General features: G+C 31.3%; 18 protein-coding genes. 17 read left to right on the forward strand and 1 reads right to left on the reverse strand.

Features of this window, described 5'->3' with window-relative positions; genetic code table 11:
* The first annotated feature begins 8 nt into the window (after positions 1-8).
* The 16 genes from C7381_RS01815 to C7381_RS01890 all read left to right on the forward strand — a co-directional run bounded on the left by C7381_RS01815 (position 9) and on the right by C7381_RS01890 (position 21,763).
* Positions 9-4,340, forward strand: coding sequence for a non-ribosomal peptide synthetase (locus C7381_RS01815; protein ID WP_116479665.1), 4,332 nt, complete (start codon positions 9-11; stop codon positions 4,338-4,340).
* A gap of 17 nt (positions 4,341-4,357) precedes the next feature.
* The gene (locus C7381_RS01820; protein ID WP_022620599.1) at positions 4,358-5,428 is read left to right on the forward strand and encodes a Gfo/Idh/MocA family oxidoreductase; all 1,071 of its coding nucleotides are present in this window, start codon (positions 4,358-4,360) and stop codon (positions 5,426-5,428) included.
* Positions 5,429-5,511: 83 nt separating this feature from the next.
* Entirely contained in the window at positions 5,512-6,108 is a 597-nt protein-coding gene (locus C7381_RS01825) for a TetR/AcrR family transcriptional regulator (protein WP_022620600.1), read from the forward strand.
* Between the two features lie 11 nt (positions 6,109-6,119).
* The gene (locus tag C7381_RS01830; RefSeq protein WP_022620601.1) at positions 6,120-6,704 is read left to right on the forward strand and encodes an MptD family putative ECF transporter S component; all 585 of its coding nucleotides are present in this window, start codon (positions 6,120-6,122) and stop codon (positions 6,702-6,704) included.
* A 19-nt stretch (positions 6,705-6,723) separates the two neighbouring features.
* Complete coding sequence (locus tag C7381_RS01835) at positions 6,724-7,425, forward strand: energy-coupling factor transporter transmembrane component T (protein ID WP_022620602.1); 702 nt, start codon at positions 6,724-6,726, stop codon at positions 7,423-7,425.
* The gene (locus C7381_RS01840; protein WP_022620603.1) at positions 7,418-8,812 is read left to right on the forward strand and encodes an ATP-binding cassette domain-containing protein; all 1,395 of its coding nucleotides are present in this window, start codon (positions 7,418-7,420) and stop codon (positions 8,810-8,812) included. Before C7381_RS01835 ends, C7381_RS01840 begins: the two co-directional genes overlap by 8 nt.
* A 35-nt stretch (positions 8,813-8,847) precedes the next feature.
* A complete protein-coding gene (locus C7381_RS01845) occupies positions 8,848-10,590 on the forward strand; it encodes an ABC transporter ATP-binding protein (RefSeq protein ID WP_116479666.1) in 1,743 nt (580 codons plus the stop codon).
* Positions 10,587-12,320, forward strand: a complete 1,734-nt coding sequence (locus C7381_RS01850) for an ABC transporter ATP-binding protein (protein WP_022620605.1) — start codon at positions 10,587-10,589, stop codon at positions 12,318-12,320. Before C7381_RS01845 ends, C7381_RS01850 begins: the two co-directional genes overlap by 4 nt.
* Before the next feature lie 36 nt (positions 12,321-12,356).
* Entirely contained in the window at positions 12,357-13,703 is a 1,347-nt protein-coding gene (locus C7381_RS01855) for an MATE family efflux transporter (RefSeq protein ID WP_022620606.1), read from the forward strand.
* 232 nt (positions 13,704-13,935) lie between these two features.
* Complete coding sequence (locus C7381_RS01860) at positions 13,936-14,487, forward strand: sigma-70 family RNA polymerase sigma factor (RefSeq protein WP_079392103.1); 552 nt, start codon at positions 13,936-13,938, stop codon at positions 14,485-14,487.
* Between the two features lie 468 nt (positions 14,488-14,955).
* Entirely contained in the window at positions 14,956-15,123 is a 168-nt protein-coding gene (locus tag C7381_RS01865) for a hypothetical protein (RefSeq protein WP_000332792.1), read from the forward strand.
* Positions 15,124-15,221: 98 nt separating this feature from the next.
* Positions 15,222-16,940, forward strand: a complete 1,719-nt coding sequence (locus tag C7381_RS01870; protein WP_022620608.1) for a recombinase family protein — start codon at positions 15,222-15,224, stop codon at positions 16,938-16,940.
* Positions 16,933-18,675: a recombinase family protein gene (locus C7381_RS01875; protein ID WP_022620609.1), complete on the forward strand. Its 1,743-nt coding sequence runs from the start codon at positions 16,933-16,935 to the stop codon at positions 18,673-18,675. The genes C7381_RS01870 and C7381_RS01875 overlap by 8 nt, the downstream gene beginning before the upstream one ends.
* Positions 18,668-20,188, forward strand: a complete 1,521-nt coding sequence (locus C7381_RS01880; protein ID WP_022620610.1) for a recombinase family protein — start codon at positions 18,668-18,670, stop codon at positions 20,186-20,188. The genes C7381_RS01875 and C7381_RS01880 overlap by 8 nt, the downstream gene beginning before the upstream one ends.
* Before the next feature lie 189 nt (positions 20,189-20,377).
* Positions 20,378-21,181, forward strand: coding sequence for a KilA-N domain-containing protein (locus tag C7381_RS01885; protein WP_022620611.1), 804 nt, complete (start codon positions 20,378-20,380; stop codon positions 21,179-21,181).
* Positions 21,182-21,262: 81 nt separating this feature from the next.
* Positions 21,263-21,763 (forward strand): ATP-binding cassette domain-containing protein, encoded by a 501-nt coding sequence (locus tag C7381_RS01890; protein WP_281261750.1) that lies wholly within the window; start codon positions 21,263-21,265, stop codon positions 21,761-21,763.
* 83 nt (positions 21,764-21,846) lie between these two features.
* Here the strand turns inward: C7381_RS01890 and C7381_RS01895 are convergent, their stop codons facing one another.
* Positions 21,847-23,559: a M3 family oligoendopeptidase gene (locus C7381_RS01895; RefSeq protein WP_116479668.1), complete on the reverse strand. Its 1,713-nt coding sequence runs from the start codon at positions 23,557-23,559 to the stop codon at positions 21,847-21,849.
* Between the two features lie 140 nt (positions 23,560-23,699).
* On the opposite strand from C7381_RS01895, the gene rsmI reads away from it, so the two are divergent.
* Complete coding sequence (gene rsmI / locus C7381_RS01900) at positions 23,700-24,506, forward strand: 16S rRNA (cytidine(1402)-2'-O)-methyltransferase (RefSeq protein WP_116479803.1); 807 nt, start codon at positions 23,700-23,702, stop codon at positions 24,504-24,506.
* The last annotated feature ends 5 nt before the right edge of the window (positions 24,507-24,511 follow it).

The raw sequence follows: 24,511 nt of genomic DNA on the forward strand, positions 1-24,511 counted from the left end.
GTAGAATAATGAATATTAATACTTTGCTTTTGAAGTATCAAGAAAAAGGAATTCTTCTTTATGTCGAAAATGACAAATTATGTTATGAATCACCTCAGAATGTAGTTGATGAAACTATTAAGGAAGAAATTAGAAAGTATAAAGAAGAAATTCTCGAGTATTTAATCCATGGTGGTAATAATCAGATTATTAGTGATGAGAATAACAAGTATGAACCTTTTTCATTATCTAGTATCCAAAGTTCCTATATGCTTGGTAGTTCTCAAACATATGATTATGGAGGCATGAATTGCAAAATTTATTCTGAATTTAAATACCCAAAGTTAGATTTAAATAAATTACAGTTGGCTTGGGAAAATGTAGTGAAAAACAATGATATGTTACATGCAATGATGTTGAAAAATGGAACTCAAAAAATTTTAGATAATTGGGAAGTACCTAGAATTAAAGAATGGGATTTCAAAAACTGTACGTATGATGAAGTTCAGAAACATTTACTTGAAATTAGGGAAATTTTATTTAATAAAAAATACAGCGTTGAAACATGGCCTTTATTTGATATGGGGATTACTCAGACCTCAGATTCATCTATTTTACATTTTTCATTAGATATGATAATTGCCGATTTTGTAAGTATTAGCATAATAATGAATGAATTAGAATCATATTATTTTGAAGATTTTAAAAGTATTCAAAAAACACTTTCTTTTAGAGATGTGATAGTATTTAATGAAAATAGAAATAAATTTCCTAGTCATTTATCAAAAATGGAAAGAGATAGGAAATATTGGACAGAACGTATTTCTCAAATGCCGGATGCACCTAAAATCCCCATGCGAAATAATAGAAGTGTTGAAACTAAGCAATTTAATTTGCTATTAGAAAATAAAAAAATTGTTGAATTAGAAGAAGTTTGCAAAAAATATAGGATTAGTTTGTCAAGCTTGATTCTTGCAGTATATGTAGAAACTTTAAGCAGATGGTCTGGAAACAATCATTTTTGTGTGAATATAACACTTAATAAAAGAGATAAATTACACAGTGAAATTGATAGAATTGTTGGGGATTTTACGACAACCAATTTACTGGAAGTACAACTTTTCAAAAAAAGCAGATTTATTGACAGAGCATTACAAATTCAAAATCAACTGTGGAGAGACATTGAGCATTCTACTTATTCGGGGGTTGATGTTATTAGACATTTATCAAAAGAAAAAAAGAGAAATATAGTTATGCCTTATGTATATACTAGTACTCTTGGGATTGAAAATAATGATAATATTAATAAAATAACCAAGTATGGTAATCTAGAATATAAAATAAGTCAAACACCACAAGTGCTTATAGATTGCCAAGTTATGAGAGGTAATAATGGTATTTTTATAACTTGGGATTATAAAGATGTTTTTCCTGAAAATATGATCAAAGATGCGTTTGAGTCATTTTCAACAGCTTTATTGGAAGGAGTCCAAAATAATTTATATGAAGAAAATGAAATAATAAAAATATCAAAAAAAACAAACAATATAAGAAGTATTGTTAATAATACTAGTAAAAATTTTGAGCCAAAAACTTTGATTGATGGATTTTATAATAACGTAAGAGATTGCCCAAAATTAGAGGCTGTGAAATTTGAAGAGACTTCATATTCTTATGAGATTCTTGGGCGCTATGTAGCTACCATACAATCAATTTTGAGATCTAAAGGGTGCATTAAAGGAGACATTGTAGCTATAGATTTGAAAAGGGGAGTATGGCAGATAGCAGCAACAATGGGGTGTTTGATGAATGGTTTGATATATTTACCATTAGCACAAGATCAACCGATTGATAGAAAAAATAGAATTTTGAGTAGTTCAAAAGCTAAGTGTGTTATAACATCAAATTCCAGTATTTATGAAGAGAATAGCAACTATTTGAATGAAATTAAAATACTGAATGTTGATTGTATTGACAAAATTGTTAATGAAGAATTAGAAATTAACAATGTTGAACCGGATGATATTGCGTATGTAATATATACGTCAGGAAGTACTGGAGAACCTAAGGGTGTGATTATATCGCATAAAGCAGCTATGAATACAATAACAGACATCATTGGGAAATTTAATATTACAAATAAAGATAAGGTGTTATGCCTTTCTAATTTAGCATTTGATTTATCTGTTTTTGACATATTTGGATTACTGACAGTTGGGGGAACACTTATAATTCCACAAAATAATAAAGATTTAGTAGAGTGGCAAAAACTTATAGAAAGCGAAAAAATTACTATATGGAATACTGTACCAGCACAAATGGAAATGTTTGCGTCATATTTAAAAGCGGAACAATTAAAAGGTGCAGACTCATTAAGGCTAGTTATGCTGTCTGGAGATTGGATACCTGTTAATTTACCTATCAGAATTAGAGAATTGTTTAAGAATACTGATATTGTAAGTTTGGGTGGAGCCACAGAAGCAAGTATATGGTCAATATTTCATATAATAGATCCTACTCATAGATATGAAAAGAGTATTCCGTATGGAAAGCCATTATCAAACCAAGAATTTTACGTATTAGATAATGATTTAAATACATGTCCTGATTGGGTAGAAGGAAGACTGTATATTGCAGGAGAGGGATTGGCAAATGGATATCTAAACGATCCTAAATTATCGAGCGAAAAGTTTATCATGCATGAAAAACTTAAAAAGAGATTGTATGATACTGGTGATAATGGTCGATATCATCCTGATGGAACAATTGAATTTTTGGGCAGAGTCGATGGGCAAGTTAAAATAAGAGGTCATAGAGTAGAATTAGCAGAGTTAGAATCTGTAGCAAATTCTTTTCCTAAGGTGGATACTTCTGTGGCAATACTATCGAATAAAAATAAAAACTCAATAATACTTTTTGTAAAAATAAGTAATACAATTCAGTCTGAAAAAAATGAAGATATAGAAAGTATATTAGAATCTGAATTAAAAGAATATTTAGGAATGAAACTGCCAAATTATATGATGCCGTCATATATAAAATTTATCTCTGAAATACCTTTAACTCAGAATTGTAAAATTGATAGAAATAAACTTGCTGATTTCTTTATAGAGGATTTTATAGAAGAATCATCTACATTGTCAGAAATGGAAAGAAGAATAAAAATTATATGGGAAAAAATATTGGACACTAGGAGAATAGAATTAGATGATAATTTCTATAATGTAGGAGGAGATTCTTTATTGGCAGCGAAAATTGTTGCTAGTATTAAAGAAGAATTTGATACAATAAAAAAATTGAATTGGGATGAATTAATGGTTGCATTGATTGAAAAACCAACTATTAGAGAATTAAGTGATTATATTGAGAGGTTAGAAATGAGTAACGAAAGTAAAAATATTAATTATGATTCTGAAAAAGTAGTAACAAATGATTTGAATAATTTAATTTTTTTAAGAAGTAACCCTGAAAGTGATACTACTAAGGTATTTGTTCACGATGGAAGCGGAACTTTAAATGCGTATAGTAACTTATTTCAACACTTGTCTAAAGTGAATGATAATGTGATTGGAATAATTTGTAATGATATGGAGCAATATTTAAGGACAGAAGATAAAAAAGTTATTTCTCAATTAGGTCAGAAATATGCAGAGGAGATATATAATGCGAATGCGAAACTCAAAAAAATTGAACTGATAGGGTATTGCATAGGAGGCTTTATTTCGGTAGAAATGGCAAAAATTTTGGCGGAAAAAGGAGTGGAGATTGTATCTGTAACTTGTATAGATTCTATTCCAATGAATGTAGTTGCAGATAATGATATTTTGTTAGAAAAAGCATTTGGAATGACAATGGGTGCTGATGTCGGCAAATTAGGTTATTTTGATGATAATGTTATATATGATGCAATATTTCAATTAAAGGAAAAATATGGAGAAAAATTTAGTGATGATAGATACTTAGAATTAGGAGATTCATATCCAACTGTTAAAGAAGATTATATAAAATTAAGTAAAATAAGTAAAACTGATCGTATAAGAAGAATATATGATTATATTTCTAAGAAAAATATAGAATTTGAAAAAAATGTAACAAAAGAGCAATTTGAAGGTGTTTTTGAATTATTTAAGAAAAGTTTTAGGGCAATTAAGTATTACGAGCCGGAAGTGTATTTTGGTAAAGTAAATTTGTTGTTATGCGATAATACCCCGCTAGGTACAATGACTACTAGTAAACCAGATGTAATTGAGTATTGGAACAAGTTCTTGGTAGGAGATTTAGAGAAAAAAGATATTTTGGGTACTCATGTCGATTGTTTAACAGAAGAATACTATGAAAGTGTTTTGAGAGGACTATTTTAAGCAAAAAGGTAAAAACTATGTCGAAAAAATTAAAAGTAGTTGTATTTGGTGTGGGATTTGGGCAGGTGTATCTAAATGCAATAGAAAAAAATAAAGAGAATTTTGAATTAGTTGGTATTTTTTCAAGAGGTAGTAACTGGTCAAAAGAATGTGCAAAGAGATATAATGTGCCTTTATACACAGATATAAATAAAATAGACAAATCAATATGTGATGTTGCTTGTGTGGTAATAAAATCAACTATTGCTGGCGGAAAAGGAAGTATTATTGTTGAAGAACTATTGAATAAAGGAATTAATGTAATACAAGAGCATCCTATCCATGAGAAAGAATTTATTAAATTTATAAAACTTTCAAAGGAGAATGGATGTGAGTATTTTTTAAATACATTTTATCCTGAATTGAATACAATAGATACATTTATAAGGATTTGTAGAGAATTACAGAATAGAACAACAATTAGGCATATTAGTGCAGATTGCAGCATTCATGTTTTATTTCCTTTAATTGATATACTAGGTAGAGCAGTTGGAGGGTTTACACCATTTGAGTTTCAGAAGGTAACTTCTAATTTTGATTTATTTTTTGATACAATAATAGGTTATATAAATAATATTAGCATAACCATAAATATACAAAATAGAATTGAGCCCGATAATTCTGAAAATTATATGACATTACTTCACAGAATTGGAATTACTACGAATAGTGGAAATTTGATTTTGGTAGATACGAATGGTCCAATTGTTTGGAGTCCTTGCATGAATAAAGAGCTTTATGATGATAATCATTATAATATCAATGATAAGAATCTCTTTTCCGATTTGCCAATTTATGAATTGATTGGTGAAAATAAATATGGAACTTGTAAGGATATATTAAATGAATATTGGCCTGATGGAGTAGTGAATGCTTTGGAGCTTTTTAGAAATTCCATTTTAAATTCTACTGATTTAAGTAAAAGGAATCAATATATATTGAAAACAATTAGAATATGGCAAGAAATAGGCAATATATTAGGAACTCAGAAGATGTTATCTCCATATGAAAAAATACCGATAAAAATGGATGAAATTATTCAAATTTAATTGATTGGACATATTGAAAAGTTCTCTTAAAAGGAATATAATAACTTTATAGCGACGCTAAAGTCTCTATAAAGGAGAACAATATGACACGACAAAAAAGATTACCAAAGGAAGAGAGAATGAGACAAATAAGAAATCATGCGAAAAATGTATTTCTTAGAAAAGGATTTGATAAAACTACGATGGAAGATGTTGTAAAAGAAACTGGTATGAGCAAAGGAGGTATATATCGACATTATAGTAGTACCACAGAAATGTTATATGATTTAATGATTGACGGAAATGTTTATAGGAATACTTTAATAGATGAGTATTTAGAGAGTAACAACGGTAAAAATAAATTTGAACAAATTGGAGAAATTTTAGTAGATAAAGCATTAGCATCTACTGATTTAATGAGGCTATATGTGATTTTTCTGAAATCAAAAGACTATAACAAAGATTTATATAATTTATATCCAAGATTGAAGGAAATTGCAAAAAAACAATTTGCTGTTGTGGCAAAAAAATTAGAAATAGAAGAAGATATATTTGAAGATGATTTTTTAGTAAATTATATAAATGGGTTAATTTTAAGCACCGAGATATTAGATGCAAGAAAAAGCTTTGATAGCCAAAGAGAGTTTTTAAAAGATACCATCGTAAACTATATTATGAAGATTGAAAAAGATGGTGATTAGGAGGATTAAACATGAATAAATTAGAGGTAAAGGATTTAATCAATATAGGATTATTTTCCGTATTAGGATTCATATTTATGATGATTGGATCATTTTTAGCAATGGTTCCGGTTTTAATGCCGGTTGTCCCATTTGCGCAGGGAGTTTTGGTAGGGCCTGTAAATATGCTATATTCTACCAAAATTAAAAAAAGAGGAATGATTTTTATTCAATCATTATTGATTGCATTGATATATGTTGCTATGGGACATGGACCTTGGGCATTATTAACGGCTGTTATCGCCGGTATTATTGCTGAAATAATTTTGAAATCAGGAGAATATACCAATGTAAAGAAAGCAAGATTGGCATTTTCAATTGCTCCTCTTTGCACGTTAGGAAATTGGCTTCCAATTTTTATATCAAGAAATGAATATATTAAGCAAATGTTAGAACAAGGATACAATCAAGAGTTCATTGATAAGATGCTTAGTGTTATGCCGAATTGGATTATTGTTGTAATGGCAATAGTAGGAATTATCGGTGCATATATAGGTTGCAGCATTGGAATGGCATTTCTAAAAAAACACTTCAAAAAAGCCGGTATGGAAAAATAAGATTTCATGGAGAGTTAGGATGATAATCAAACTTGATTTTCGTACAAAACTTTTTATGACGATAGTTCTTTCATATGTAATGGTATTAGGCAATATTCAAACAAAGTATTTCGTGCAAGCCATTTTAATATCCACAATTCCGATAATACTTTTAATTAACGCAAAATATATAAGAGTAGCTATTATTGGAGTGGCTACTCTTTTGTTTGTTTATTCTGCTGATAAATTTCTGATAGGGCTTAATTACAATCCTGTGGTTGCAATTCTATTGATAATAGTGATGGTTATTAAAAAAATTCTCCCCGCATTTTTGATGGGGAGATATACCATACTTACATCAAATGTTGGAGAAAGCATTTACTCATTAAAAAAAATGAAATGTCCAGATGAAATAGCCATTCCCTTGACGGTAATGGTACGTTTCTTTTATGCTGCAAGGATTGATTATAGTAATATAAAAAAAGCTATGCGTTTGAGAGGATTGACGCTTAAAAGGTTAATAAAGAGTCCAATTTTATTATTTGAATATAGATTAGTGCCATTATTGATGTGCTTATCAAAGGCAGCAGATGATTTGACGGTATCAGCTATGACGAAAGGGTTGGCTGTAAATCAAAAGAGAACAAGTATTAGTGAAACATATATGGGACTTGTTGACTTTATGTTTTTCTTAATAATGGCATGGATAATCTATCTATATATAAGGGGAAAATATGCTTGAATTACAAAATTTAACAGTGGGTTTTGACGGTGAAAGCATATTGAAAAATATAAATATGATTTTCAAACCCGGTGAAGTAACCGTCATTACAGGACATTCAGGAACAGGAAAAAGTAGCTTGCTAAAAGTTATCAATGGAATCATTCCGGAATACAATAATGCAGAATTAGAAGGAGATATTGTATTTAACGGAAAATCATTGTTTGGCTTGACAATATTGGAACGATCTAAATTTATATCTACAGTGTTTCAAAATCCTAAAACACAATTTTATTGTATCAATTCAACCGATGAACTGGCTTTTCAGTTGGAAAATAGAAACATAGACAAAGATTTGATTTTAGATAAAATTCAGTATTATTCAGCGGTTTTAGGTACAAAGGAATTATTAGATAGGAATATCTTTGAACTATCTGGAGGCGAAAAGCAGTTGATTGCAGTAACAGCTTGTGGGATTTCTGAAAATGAAATTATCTTGTTGGATGAACCCTCATCTTCCTTAGATCAGGTTGCAATAGAGCATTTACAGAATGCCATTATGGAACTGAAAAAAAGAAAGAAAATTATCATCATTGTGGAGCATAGATTGTTTTATCTGAAAGATATGCTTGATAAATTGTGTGTGATAGAAAATGGAACTTATAAAGAATACACAAAAGAGCAGTTTTGTGATGATTTCTTTGAACAGGTTTCTGAAAAACATAATCTAAGGAGTTTTAATGCGATTTCTAAAAACAATTTTTTAAGCAGGAAATATAAGCAAGTAGAAGTGTTAAAGAAAAATTCTTCAGATCTTGATTGTAAAGCATTGTCTTGTTTGAATTTCAAAAAAAAATATGAAAGAAAGGAAATCTTTGACTTCAGTATTGCCTTTGAATCCGGTATCAATTTCATCATTGGTCAAAATGGTGTTGGGAAAAGCACTTTTATCAATTTGCTGATGGGGCTGACAAGAGGAACAGGAGAGGTGTTTTATAACGGAGTAAAAGTAAAAAAACGATGTGAAAATATTTTTGCGATTATGCAAGATGTTAATTATCAACTTTTTACAGAATCTGTATGGCAAGAAATTTCAACTATTACTAAAGAGGATGAATTAAAAAATGAAATTTTGAGGAGGGTAGACTTATTTGATAAAAAAGAAATGCACCCAAGTTCGTTATCAGGTGGAGAAAAACAGAGATTGTTGCTTGCTATGTCTATGGTAAGCCAAAAACCAATCATAATATTTGATGAACCAACGAGTGGACTTTGCAAAATGCAAATGGATATTTTGATTGAATTTTTGAATCAAATGGTAGCACAAGGGAAAACTATTATTATAATTACACATGATTTTGAATTTATAAAACACTGTGATGGTACAATATATGAATTTCTAAAATAAAATGTAAATGGATACAATTATGGAGGTGTTAAATTATGAAAGAAAAAAGTCCTGCTGTAACATTGTGGGAGCTTGCATATAAGGAACATTCAAAGTTAAAAACATCTGTATTTATAGCAAGTATCGGTGTTATTGCCGGAATTGTTCCATACATTGCTGCAAGCCGTATTTTAGTCTATTTATTAAATGGAATTGCAGATTTCAAGGTCTATTTTTTATGGATGGGAATAGGTATGTTATCTTATATTTTAAAATCTGTTTTATACTCTACGGCGTTATCTGTATCTCATAAAGCGACTTTTAGTGTATTGAAAGATATTCGCTTGAGAATGCTTGATAAACTTCCAAAGATGCCATTAGGAGAAATAATCTCTGTTCCAAGCGGAAACTTTAAGCAGATTATAGTGGATCAGGTTGAAAGTATGGAGAAACCGCTCGCTCACCTGTTGCCTGAAATGACATCGAATCTCTTAGGTTCTTTGAGTATATTTATTTACTTATTATTTCTTGATTGGAGAATGGCTCTTTTATCATTAGTATCCATTCCTTTGGGGATGCTTTTTATGGGACTCGTAATGAAAAATTATGCTGTTCAATATGAAGGATCTGTAAAGGTAAATCGAGAAATGAATTCTGCAATTATTGAGTATGTCAATGGAATAGAAGTGATAAAAACATTTAATCAAGACAAGAGATCGTACGCAAAGTACAAAAATAAAGTCATTGCAAATGCAAGATACTTTTATGAATGGATGAAGAGCTGTCAGTTACCTGTATCTTTATCTAAAAACATATCTCCTACTACAATGATAACAGTGCTTCCATTTGGTTGGTATTTCTACATTAGCGGAAGTTTAAGTGCAGAAGTATTTATATCTGTAATTATTCTATCTTTAGGTATTGCAGGACCTTTACTTGAAACAATCAATTTTGTTGATGGTCTTGCTAAGATAGGGACTATTGCAAATTCTATTAACTTAATTTTAGAAGGAAAAGAACAAAAGCATTCTGATAGAGAAGTGACTATCCAGCAATATAACATTGATTTACAAAATGTAAAGTTTGGATATGAAGAAGAAAAAGAAATTCTTCATGGAATATCCCTAAACATAAAAGAAGGGACAACAGTGGCTTTTGTTGGACCAAGTGGAAGTGGCAAGTCAACTTTAGCAAAATTAATAGCTGGATATTGGGATATCATGGAAGGAAATATAAATATTGGTGGACACAATCTTAAGGAAATTCCATTAAAGCAATTATATAGTTTGACCGCCTTTGTTTCTCAGGATAATTTTTTGTTCAACGAAAGTATTAGGGAGAATATAAGAATGGGCAATCCAAGTGCCAGTGATAAAGAAGTAGAAGACATTGCTAAGAAATCGGGTTGTCATGATTTTATTATGAAAATGGAACATGGTTACGACACGGTTGTCGGAAGTAGTGGGAGCCATGTTTCTGGTGGAGAAAGGCAAAGAATATCAATAGCAAGAGCAATGATCAAAAACGCACCTATTGTAATACTTGATGAAGCTACTTCATATATAGATCCTGAAAATGAAGTGATTATAAAGCAAGCTTTATCAAAGCTTATAAAAGATAAAACGGTGATTATTATTGCTCATAGGTTATCAACTATAACAGATGCAGAACAAATATTCTTAATTGAGAATGGAGAGCTTGTTTCACATGGTAAGCATGAAGAACTTATGGAAGATTCTGAGTTATACCAAAAGATGTGGAATGCTCATATTGGAGTAAAGGATGGTGAAATAAAATGATAAGTGCCTTAAAGAAAATTTTAGATTTCTCAGGTGATGAGAAGAAAAATGTATACCATTCTATATGGGTAAGTTTCTTGTTTGCAATTTTTCACATGCTCCAAATCAGTGCAATATACATTATTGTTAAAGCTATTGTTGAAAAAGATATGAGTATGACACCTGCATGGATTGCTTTGATACTTCTTGTTATAAGCATAGTTGGCAGAAGTGTTGCAAATTATTTTTCACAATTACAGCAATGCCATGCAAGTTATTTCATGGTGGCAAATAAAAGAGTAGCAATAGGTGAAACGTTAAAAAAAATACCTATGGGATTTTTCAATGAAAACAATATTGGTGAAGTGGTTGGAATTTCTACAAGCGTTTTAGAAGATGTAGAAAATACCGCAGCAATGGTTATGGTAAATACATTATCAGGTTTTATAAACACGATAATATTTACAATAATGATTTTAGTATTTGAGTGGAGAATAGGTTTTATTGTTGCAATTGGATGCCTATTGTACTTATTTGTTCTCTCAAAAATGGAAAGCAAATCAAGGAGCGTTCTTCCTAAAAGACAAAAAGCATCTGCTAAATTAGTTGATGCCATTTTAGAGCAAATTGGAGGGATGTCTGTTATAAAATCCTTTAATTTAACAGGGAAAGGAGATGAAAAAGTTAGAGGTGCTATTGAAAATAGTAGAAAAATAAATCTTGATTGTGAAAAACTGTTTACACCTTATACGATTTTGCAAAATATTCTTTTGGATTTGTTTAGCATTTTGATAATAGGTGCAGGTATTTTCTTTTATATTAATGGAAAAATATCATTCTTAAATACAGTTATGACGATTATAATTTCTTTTCTTGCTTTTTCTCAAATAAAATTGGCAGGAAGTGCAACAACCTCCCTCAGAGTTGTTAGTGGATCTATTGAGCAAACAAGGAAGTTAGAGGAATTTCCACAGATGGATATTGATGGAAAAGACATAAAGCCTACTACTTTCGATATTTCTTTTGATAATGTAGAGTTTTCATATTCAGGTAAAAAAATCCTCGATGATATTTCGGTCAAGATACCACAAAACCAAATGACAGCTATAGTTGGGCCTTCAGGAGCTGGAAAAACTACATTTTGCAATTTGATAGCGAGATTTTGGGATGTAGAGAAAGGAGAAATCAGCATAGGTAGACACAATATTAAAGAATATTCATTGGAGTCATTAATGAGACAAATTAGTATGGTTTTTCAAAATGTTTATTTATTTCAAGACACTATTGAGAACAATATAAAGTTTGCTAAGCCAGATGCTACACATGAGGAAGTTATAGAAGCTGCAAAGAAAGCGTGTTGTCATGAATTTATTATGAAGCTTCCTGAACAATATGAAACAGTTATAGGAGAGGGAGGTGCAAGTTTATCTGGTGGAGAAAGACAAAGAATATCAATTGCAAGAGCAATGATAAAGAATGCACCTATTATTATTTTCGATGAAGCTACTGCAAATGTAGACCCTGAAAATGAGGATAAATTGCAGGTTGCTATGGAGGAACTCACAAGAAATAAAACAGTAATAATGATAGCACACAGACTAAAGACAATAAAAAATGCAAACCAAATACTTGTTTTAGCTAATGGAAAGATAACGCAACAAGGTACACATGAAGAACTTATTCAAGTTGATGGTATCTACAAAAAATTTGTTGAAGCAAGACAAGTGGCAGCAAAGTGGCAGTTGTCATAAGTTATAAAAATATTGAAAAAAACTGGAGGAAGTCATATGGGAAAACAAGATATGAAAACACAACTTTTAACCAAAAGTCCTAAAGATTTATTGTTTCAGTTAGCTATTCCGGGAATTATAGGAATGGTAGTTATAGGGCTATATCCATTTATGGACGGAATTTTTGCTGGATGGATTATTGGAGACTATGCAATGTCTGCTATTAGTATATCCATGTCCTTAACAATAATAAATGGTGGAGTATCAGCACTTATTGGAGTTGGTAGTGCATCAATATTATCAAGGGCGATTGGAAAGGGAGATAAAGAAACAACTGACAAGATATTTGGAAATTTTTGTTATTGGGTAATTTTATTCTCTATAGTTATCACAATATTAGGTTTGATATTTGCACCTAATTTTTTGGATTTAGTAGGAGCAAAGGGGAATATTAAAGAACTTGGAGTCAGATATTTAAGAGTAGTTTTTTTGGGCTCCATATTTGTTAATTTTGCTCAAGCCGGAAATATGACAATGCGTGGTGAAGGTGCAGTAAAGCAATCCATGATTATTATGGGGGTAGGAGCAATATTAAACATTATTTTAGATCCTATTTTCATGAAGTTGATGGGAGAATATGCGATTGAAGGGGCAGCTATTGCAACTGTAATCTCTCAAATTGTGCAAGCTATATTAACCTTACGCTATTTTTCAAAGAAAAGTGCTTTTGTGAGGATTCATAAAATCCAAAAGAGTAAGGATATTTCCAGTGAAATGTTTAGCATAGGAAGTTCTGCAATGATGATGCAAATTTTGTTTGCAGTACAACAAACATTCTTGTTTAAGCAAGCTTTCGCATACGGTGGAGATAATTGGGGAATTTTAATGGCTGCTACAATGAGATTGTATATGTTCTCCTTTATTCCTCTTTGGGGAATGAGCCAAGGTTTACAGCCTGTTATTGGGGCAAATTTCGGAGCAAAGCAATATAAAAGAGTAAAAGATACAATGAAAGTTTTTATGTACGGAGCAACTATTCTTGCAGCTCTTTCATGGATACCATCGATGTTTTATTCAGAAAAATTACTATCACTATTCAGTGTAAGAAGTGAAATCATAGAAGCTGGTGTTATGAATTTCAAGATGTTTTATTCCACATTTATTATGTATGGAATTATGATAATGACACTTACATTCTTTCAATCTATTGGAGATGGGAAAAAAGCAAGCATGATTGTAATGCTTAGACAACTGATTTTGTTTATTCCGGCTATATTATTGCTTCCAAAGTTTTTTGGAGCAAGTGCAGTTTGGTGGGCTGAACCTATTGTAGATTTTAGTATGATCTTGGTTGGGTTTATTATTCAACAAACAATGCTTTCTAAATTGAAAACAACAAATTAATCCTATTTTTAATACAACAATCATGTTAGTAGAATCGATGTCATTTTTAATAATGAACTTTTATATAAATTACTTTTTTAGCTGGGAATGTTATTTTCTCAGCTATTTTTTTGGTAAGATAACTAATAATAAATGGAATAATGGAGGGGAAATATGGTGATGTTATTTTTATCAGTAAAAAAATATCATGAATATGCTGTATGTGTTTGTGAAATAGAATTAATTTCTATATATTGCCCTTTTTAAAGAACTAAAAACTGAATATGAGAAGAGCCAAAAAACTTTTTTTCGTTCACATCTAAGAGGATTTCGCACGTCAAAATGCCGAGATCCTCCTTTTTTATGCACAAAATCAAAAAAACATAAAAAGGAGGATCAAAGGATGTTAGACAAAGAAAAATATATTTATGTTAAAGGTAAAAAGATATATGTCTCTGATGAAGTGTATAGAGCATATAAAAAAGAGCTTAATCATGAAGCTCATTTGAAAAGATTAGATAGAAAGCATAAGGTGTTTCATTTTGGAGATTATAATATAAGTGTTGTAGATATTGCAGATAATACAGTTGATGTTGAAAAAATCATTGAAACCAAAATGCGTATAGAAGATTTGTATCGTGCATTAGACAGTCTAAATGACGAAGAGAGAAACCTAATTAAATCACTGTATTTTGAGGATAAAACTCTCACAGAAGTTGCAAAGAAAGAAGATACAAATCCGATGAAAATCAGTAGATTAAGAAATAAGGTTTTAGAGAAACTGAGAAAACTTTTGGATAGGTAAATCAACTAGAGGGCAGGGGAAAATATCTCTGTCCTCTATTTTTTAAAAATTTTTCAAAAAAATATTCAAAAAAGTGTTAAAAATTGTCCTGAAAGTAAGGTTTATATATAGAGGGACTTTTATACCTCGTTATATATAGATTTGAACCTTGACAACTGAATAGACCAAGACAGGACATTAACCATTTGTGGAGCTTTATAATTTCTTCGCCAAGACTTTTCTGCTGATAAGGATTTCGGCTTAAATAAATACTCTAGTTAAAAGAAGGATAAAAGAAAACGAGCGACAAAAAGAAATTATATATTCAGCCTAGGAAACTGATGCATTGAAGCAAATGGGGATAATGATACTTCTACAGTTGTTGCCGGCTCATCTTGAAAAGGGGCGGTGGTGAAATTCCAATGTCGTGGCCTACACGCCTGTTAATGTCAAAAAACTTAAAAATATTGAAGATAAGGAGAAGATATTATGTGTGATGAACATAATATAAATACAGAAATGAAAACAGATAAAAAAGATAAACAGATGATAAATCAAATTGATGGTTGGAATATAGAAGTTAAATTTAATGAAAATGGATTTAGCTTAGAAAATTTAGTAGAGGAATACATCAAAGAAAAATTTTCTGTCTATTAGGGGCTGACAGAAAATATAAGGAGCGTTATAATATTTTTGTGGAAGCCTAGCCTTGGTTCGATTTATTGTATGTAAATTGAATTAAAGGAGGCTTTTTTATGTTTAAAAACAATTTAGCAAAAGAAAATTTGGCAGTTATGTATTTAAGATTATCAAAAGAAGATGGCGAAAAAACAGAAAGTAACTCTATATCTAATCAAAGAGAAATTATAAACTCTTATGCAAGAAAAAATCAAATTACAATTGTCAAAGAGTATGTGGATGATGGGTATTCAGGTGCAAATTTTGATCGTCCCAATTTTAAAGAAATGATAAAGGCTGCCTATGATAGAAAGTTCAATACAATTATTGTAAAGGACTTATCAAGATTCGGAAGAGATTATATAGAAGCTGGAAAATATATTCAAAGAATATTTCCGGAAAACGGTATAAGATTTATATCAGTAAATGACAATTACGATAGTAAAAGTGCAGATATAAACGATACACACCTTATACTTCCTATAAAAAACTTCATCAATGACAGTTATTGCCGAGATATTTCCAATAAGGTAAAAAGCTCTCAAAAGATAAAAAGAGAAAAAGGAGACTTTATCAGTGCTTTTGCACCTTATGGATATAAAAAGTCTGAGGAGAATAAAAACAAGTTAGTGATTGATAAAGAGATATCAGATATTATCAAAAATATATTTGATATGAAACTCTTGGGATATTCCTCAAAGGCAATTGCAGATGAACTAAATCATTTAGGAGTTTTAACTCCAAGAAAATATAAAGAAAGTCAAGGATTTAAGTGTAATGGATTTCAAAACACAAAAGGTGGAACCTGGTCAGCAAAGACAGTAAATAGAATTATAGAAAATGAAGTATATATTGGAAATACCTTACAAGGAAAGAGTGTTACTTTAAGTTACAAAAATAAAAAGCAGATAGAAAAAGAGAAAGAAGAATGGATAAGAGTAGAAAATACCCATGAAGCAATTATAAGTAAAGAAGTTTTTACTATTGCAAATACTATGTTAAAAAGAGATTTGAATAATTCTCGTGGAAAGGACAAAATTGATATTTTTACAGGAATGCTTTTTTGTAAAGAATGTGGAAGTTCTTTGATTAGAAGGACTGTAAAGTATAAAAAAAGAGAAGAGATATTCTATATCTGTTCAAAGTACAACAAGGAAAAATCTTGCACAAGACACAGCATAAAAGAAGAAACCTTGATAAAAGCAGTATCTAAAATAATGAAGTCCTACATTGAATTTAATGAAAATCTATATTCTAAAGTTCAGCGTATAGATATAAATAAAAATTTGAAAGACAATCAAATTCCTATACTAAAACGAGAAAAAGCGATGACAGAAGAACTCTTATCTTCTCTATACCTTGACCTAAAAGAAGATGTTATTAGTAAAGAAGAATATCAACTTTTTAGAAAAAACTATACAGAGAAATTGACTAAATTAGATGAAAGTATCGAGTATAGATTAAAAAAACAGGAAGATACTAAGGAGAAGATTGATAAAAATAAGAGTTGGATCATCGACATTAACAAGTATAAAAATTTATCTGAAATAGATAGATTGTCTGTTGTGATGCTTATTGATAAAATTTTTATTTCTGAAGATAAGACGATAGATGTTAGGTTTAATCATACTGAAGAATTGTCTTTACTTGAAGAAATGACAAAAATGGATAAGTCTGACATTAAAGCCAACACTATAAAAAAGAAAAGTATCGATAAAAGCAGGAAGTCAAAAACTATACCCACTGTTATGAATAAAAGTCTTGTAAGCGCTGAAAGTGAGGTATGCTGTGGCTAGAACAAAAAATAGGCATATATCACAATCAGGAACAGAAGTTGGAAAAGTGATTGAAAAAATATACATTGCCGGTATTTATGCTAGATTATCACAGGAAAGAAAGGAAGCTTACAGGGATAAAAGTAATTCACTTGAAATGCAGGAAGAACTCTGTATAAATGCTGCAAAAGAAAAAGATATAAAGATTTTAAGAGTATACAAGGACTATGAGTATTCTGGAACAAATTTTAAAAGACCTGCATTTATTGAAATGATGGAAGATATCCGAACAGGTAGGATAAATTGTATCATAGTAAAAGATATGTCAAGGTTTGGTAGAGAGTATTTAGAAATCGCAAACTATATCGAAAAAGTATTTCCATTTTTGGGAGTTCGATTTATTTCCGTAAATGATAATCTTGATACTAAAGACGGTATAAAATCAGATCAGAGTTATGAAATAGCAATAAAAAATATCTTCAATGATTTATACGCAAAAGATATTTCAAAGAAAATAAAAGCATCTAAAGAAATAAAAATGAAACAAGGGTCTTTTATAGGAGCGATGGCTCCGTATGGCTATAAGGTTGATAAAATTGATGGAAAAAGAGTTCTGGTGATGGACGAAAAGGCAGCAGATGTAGTAAGACTTATCTTTTATATGGCAAGTCAAGGTAAATCCAATATGCAAATAGCAAGAGAATTGACTAAAACATATACGACACCTGATGAATATAAAAGAACAGGTAAAATTTTTAAGGATAAAGAAGATACAAAACAATGGGATATTTCTTATATATCAAAAATGCTTTCTGATGAAGTATATATTGGGAATTTGATTCAAAGAGTATACTCAAATAGACATGATCCAAGTAGGAAAAGTAAGTTTCGTGATAAAGAAGAGTGGATTATAACAGAGAACACCCACGAAGGTTTAATAGACAAAACTACATTTGAAAATATCAGAGAGATAAAGGAGAAAAAACAAAACTATCTACCTTACCATTCACTGAAAAACATAATAAAAGACGGAAAAGAAAATGTTGGAGTAAAAATTCAAAGAGATCATAAAAAAGAAGGAAAGTATGACGACCTCATACAGTGCAGTGTTTGTGGCAGATATTTGAAAAAACAATATGGACCACGAGGACTGAAATATCATGATGAGATTTGCTATTGTTATTATTGTAAAGGTGGAGATAGATTAAACTTAGAAAAATCTCATGTAAGAATATACGAAACAGACCTAGATAAAATTTTAGTAGATACCTTAAAAAGACTGGTTTCAAGCTTTTATAAAAAGGATAAAAGATTACGACTAAAAATATATTTAGAAAATATAAGTACTGAAAAGATAAATCAAGTTTCTCTAAAAACAGATGTAAATAATAAAAAGATTGCTTCTCTTAGGATCAATCTACAAGAACAATATGAAAACTATGTTAAAGGAGAGGTTCTTTTAAGTGATTTTAAAATAGAAAGTAAAAAAATAAATAATCAAATAAAAACCTTAAAAAATGAATTAAAAGTTTTTGCTGAAAGAATAAGAAATATAAAAAAGAAAAAAAGAGAAATTATAGAATTTATAGATGTACTATTTTGCTGCTTGGATGCTAAAAGCATAGAAGTTGATAAAGAATTGGTCGATACATTAATTAGTCATATAGAAATATCAGAGTATAAGCAGGTTACCATATATTTTAAGTTTAAACTTGATAAAGATGTGGGAAAGCAGTTGGAGGTAGAGCATGAATAAGATAGCTATATATTTAAGACTTTCTGAAGAAGATTATCACAAAGTGGATGAAAGTGAAAGTATAGCAAATCAAAGAGATTATATAAAAAGCTACATTGAAAATGAAACATCTTTAAAAAGTTGTGAAATAGAAGAATATGTAGATGATGGATATTCTGCTACTAATACAAATAGACCTTCCTTTTTAAGGCTTATTGAGGATATAAAGAGTGGTAAAGTGGGAACTATAATTGTAAAAGATATGTCTAGGTTTTCAAGAGATTATATTTTGCTTGGGGATTACTTAAGCAATATATTACCATTTCTAAAAATACGATTTATTGCTATTAATGACAACTATGATTCTTTAAAAGAACAAGGTAATGGCTTAGATACAGATACACAGTTTAAGACATTGTATTATGATTTATTCAGTAAGGAATTATCTGAAAAGGTAAGAGGTTCTATTAGGCAAATTAAATCGCAGGGGAAAAATATAAATTGGGCAGCACCTTTTGGATATATTAAAGATCCAAAAGATAAACATAGTATCATCATTGATGAAAAAACAGCTTTTATAGTTAAAGAAGCTTTTGATTTATTGCTAAAAGGATATTCGTGTATTCAAGTGGCTAATATATTTAATGAAAAAGGTTATATTACACGCTCTGAACGAAAAGAAGAACTGAAACTTTCTGATTATACTGGAAATTTAATTACCGGAAGTGAAGTAAAGAAAAGAGTTTGGACAAATGCAGCTATCTCACAGATTACAAGGAACGAACTATATACAGGAGATTATGTATATAATAAATTCAAAGAAACAAAAATAGGTGGAAGAAAAAGAATTTTACTTCCTGAAGATGAGTGGAAAATACTTCCAAATACCCATGAATCTATTATTTCCAGAGAAGTGTTTGATAAGGTTAAGAAAATAAAAGAAAAACGAAGTTTTGGGGGATATACAGGAAACAAAAATCGTTCTATTTTTTCTGATAAGATTTTTTGTAAAGAATGTGGTAGACATATGAGTTTACGATGTGACAGTAGACAAAAGAAGAATTCTGATAAAATATACAAGTATAAGATTTATTATTGTAATTTATGTAAAGCTGAGAAAACACCAAACAATATCAAAGAGAAAGATATTATTGAACTTATAAAACCTAAATTAAAAGGTTTTAAGATTCAAAACACATTAAATAAAGAGAAAGTTATAGAACACAAGAATGTAAAAGAAGAGATTTTAAAGGAAATATCCATATTAAACAGCAATTTACAAATCATCTATGAAAACTATAAAAAGAAAAATATTTCGAAAGAGGAGTATCTAAAGGAAAAAACTTTTATCAAAGATAAAAAGATATTATTGGAGAGTAAGTTGGAAGAATTGAAGTCAGAGAAGATTGATTCAAGGAAAGAAATGGATATTACAGTCTTAGACGAAGAAAGTTTATTGAAGGCTTATTTAGACAATAAAATTGATAAGATAATTGTATCAAGAAGTGGAGAAATAGAAATTGTAGAAATATAGATGGATAGTATTAAAAGTAACTCATAATCTCGCCAACTTTAATTTTAATACGCCAAAATGTAAATAATGACGAGAAAATTTGCGGAAATAAATAGTACTGTTTACTATGAGTTGATAGGGTAAATATTTAGGAACAAACAAAAAAATGATATAATTATAGTTAAAATGAGATATTGTGAGGTGATTTTTGTGTCTAAAATAAATGTGGAAGGATCAGAAATTAGCATTATTGCCATAGATAATAGAGATTATATTTCTTTAACCGACATGGTTAGAAATGTTGAAAATGGTGTGGCACTGATAGAAAAATGGCTAAGGAATAAAAATACAATTGAATTTTTAGGAATATGGGAAGAAATGTATAATGCGAATTTTAATTCCACCGAATTCGAGGGAATTAAAAATGAAGCAGGTTTTAATCGTTTTATTTTATCGGTTAAACAATGGGTCAATAAGACGAATTCTATCGGAATTATTGCCAAAGCAGGAAGATATGGTGGAACATATGCACATAAAGACATAGCTTTTGAATTTGCGTCGTGGGTATCACCTTATTTTAAGCTCTATCTTATTAAAGAGTTTGAGCGCTTAAAAGAAGAAGAACAAAAACAATTAGGTTGGGATATCAAGAGGAATTTAGCTAAGATAAATTACAAAATTCATACAGATGCAATTAAGAATAATCTTGTCCCTGAAAAATTATCAAAGGAAAGAATAAACTATATCTATGCAAGTGAAGCAGATATATTAAATGTAGCTTTGTTTGGAATGACAGCAAAAGAATGGCGTGAAAGTAATCCGGAGTTAAAAGGAAATATGAGAGACTATGCTGATATATCACAATTAGTGTGTTTATCAAATCTTGAGAACTTAAATGCTGTTTTTATAAATGAGGGAATGGATGCAACTGAAAGGATAGAAAAATTAAATGCAATTGCTATTGAACAAATGAGGATTCTAACAGAAAGTGAACGTATAAAAAAGTTAAAATAAAAGTTTTGTATATAAATTAGGCGATAGAAATATCGTCTAATTTTATGTAACAATTGCTTGACATTGTAGGGAAAGTCGACAATTCTTAAAATTGTCGGAGGAATGCTCGAAACGGATGAAAAATTAAAAATTCACGACACTCTTTCAAGCGGCGATTTTATCAGGAGCGGCAATTGGGCATATTTTCCGCAGTCGCCGAACACTTTTGACGGCAGAATCGGAGAGCTCTTTAAGATGATAAATCCGAATATTTCGCAAGAAAGAATGTGGAATCTTTTGGAAAAGGTGGGACTTAAAAACTATTTCGACTCAAAAGACGGTCTCGAAACATATGTAAAAAATTCCGAATCAACTTTTTCGGGCGGCGAGCACAGGAGACTTTGTCTCGCGCTTTTCCTCGGATATGATGCGGAGGTCATGCTTTTTGACGAGCCGACGGCATCGCTCGACAAGAAGAGTGCCGATTTGATTATAAATATAATTGCGGATTTGAGAAAGCATAATAAAACGTGTTTGATTTCAACGCACGACGTCGATTTGAAAAATATCGGCGACGAAGTTATCGATGTTACAAAAAGATAGACAGGGAAGCGATGCAAGCTTCCTTTTTTATTGCAAACAAAAACGCCTATTCAAATGAATAAGCGTTTGTAAAAATCTGTCTATTAGAATTTGCTGTCGTCAACTGAATTGAGATATTCCTTGATCGGTCCGACAACTTTTTTAATTGTTCCCGGAACAAACGGGTTTTCGAGTTTTGCAACTTCGAGAAGACCTGTGAAAGGTTTTTTGCCGCCTGTTTTACATAGTCTCAAATAATCGCTCCAAGCATTTTCGTGGTTTTCTCTGTCTTTTTCCCAGAATTGGAATGCACAAACTTGTGCGAGTGTGTAGTCGATATAGTAGAACGGACTTCCGAAAATATGTCCTTGTCTCAGCCAGAATCCGCCGTCTTCAAGAACTTTTATGCCGTCGTAGTCTCTGTGTGGCAAGTATTTCTTTTCGAGTTCACGGAATTTCGCTCTTCTTTCCTTCGGTGAAACTTCAGGATTTTCATAGACGAAGTGTTGGAATTCGTCGATTAAAGCACCGTATGGAAGGAAGAGAACTGCACCTTGAAGGTGTTGGAATTTGAATTTATCTTCTTCATTTTCAAAGAAAAGATTCATCCACGGCCATGTTAAAAATTCCATACTCATTGAGTGGATTTCAGCACTTTCCATTCCCGGCCACAAGTATTCGCTCACTTCGAAGTCACGGCTGTTGTAGACTTGGAATGCGTGTCCTGCTTCGTGTGTAAGGACTTCGACGTCTCCGGTTGTGCCGTTGAAGTTTGCAAAGATGAACGGACATCTCCATTTTGACAAATATGTGCAGTATCCGCCGCCCGCTTTGCCCGGCTTTGCATCGAGGTCAAAGAGGTGACGGTCGAGCATGAAATTGAAAAATTCGTCGGTTTCAGGACTTAGTTCAGCGTACATTTTCTTTGCACGTTCAACACACCATGCTCTGTCGCCGTGCGGTTTTGCGTTTCCGTTTTCGAATTGCAGTCCTTCGTCGTAGAATTTCAAATTGTCGATGCCAATTCTCTTGGATTGACGTTTTCTAAGCTCAGTTGCGAGAGGAACGACGTCATTGATGATTTGCTTTCTATAGCTTGCAACCTCGTCTTTGCCGTAGTCGACGCGGCCCATTCTCTTGTACCCGAGGTCGACATAGTTTTCGTAGCCGAGTTTCTTTGCCATTTTATCTCTTACTTTGACCATCTTGTCATAAATTTCGTCGAACTTATCGAGATTTTCTTCGAAAAATTCTGCAACGAGTTTTGTAGCTTTCTTTCTCGTTTCTCTATCCTTGTCTTGAGTGTGTTTGCCAAGTTGTGTCAAATTGAGCTTTTCGCCTTCCCATTCTTTTTGGCAGGATGCGATAAGTTTTTGATATTCTATTGAAAGTTTTGATTCTTCAACCAAATCTTCCATGATTTCAGGTTTGAATGTTAATAAATCGTTTTCGTATTTTTTGATTAAATATGAGCCGAAACGTTCTTCGAGGGCAGCTTTAAATTTGCTGTCCAAAAATGCTTTTTCATATTTTACGGTCGCTTCTTCAATCTTCGGTCCTTCTTCAGAAAAGTGATTCATTTCGTCGTCATAGAACTTGTCAGTTGTGTCGATTGAGTTTCTTATGGAAACCAATGTACCGTATGAATCGAGGTCGTCCAAGACTTTTGAAACGTTGAAATATGTTTCAATCGCTTCGTCTTTATTTGCAGCCTTTTCAAGCTTTTCAGTTTCCTCACCGATAATCTTTACAATTTTGTCAAAGTCCGGTCTTTCGTATTTAAACTCTTCGAATGTTAAGTTTGTTTCTTTAGTCATAAAAATACCTCCTAAAAATATTATAACATAAAATTATTTTTATTTGTACAAAAATAGTGATTTAAATTACTATAATAAATTTCGAGAAATGGATTCCGAAATGTGGTATAATAAAAGGTGGAGGGATTTAAGTGGAAGGAATGCTTTACATAGTTCCGACTCCGGTCGGAAATCTCAAGGATATAACTTACAGGGCGATTGAAGTTTTGAAGTCGAGCGATTATATTTATTGCGAAGACACAAGGACGAGCGCAGTGTTTTTGAATTTTTACGACATAAAAACCGAAAGGCGCTCTTTTCACAAGTTCAATGAGCGCTCGAAAGTCGACGAGATAATTGACCTCGTTTATTCAGGCAAGACGATTTCCGTCATAAGTGATGCGGGAACTCCGGGCATCAGCGACCCATGCGGTATTTTGGTTTCGGAAATCGACGCAAAGTTCGTTCGAACTCTTCCGGGTGCAACTGCATTTGTGCCGGCACTTGTGAACTCCGGACTTTCAACGGACGAATTTACATTCATTGGATTCCTTCCGCCGAAGAAAAACGAGCGCATGAAAAAGCTCGAAAGTCTTTTAGATATGACTCAAACTCTCATTTTTTATGAATCGCCGCACAGAGCGGAGGAAACACTTCTCGATATGCAAACGGTTTTTAAAACGAGAAATGCAGCTCTCGTCCGGGAGATTTCAAAAATTTATGAGGAGACTGTGCGCTTCAACTTTTCAGAGATTCCGTTTGACAAAATCACGTTCAAAGGAGAGATGGTGATTTTGGTTGAAGGGGGAGAGGAAAAGGCAATCGACATTTGGCCGAGAGTCCGGGAAATAATGGAGAGCGGAATGAGTGCAAAGAGCATTTTGAAACAGATTAAAGAAGAGTACAAAAATGAAGAAATCAAGAGAAATGAAATCTATGATTTTGTTTTAAAAAATTCAAAGGAATAGGTGTT

It is taken from the genome of Ezakiella coagulans, from assembly GCF_003096635.1.
Classification (GTDB): domain Bacteria; phylum Bacillota; class Clostridia; order Tissierellales; family Peptoniphilaceae; genus Ezakiella; species Ezakiella coagulans.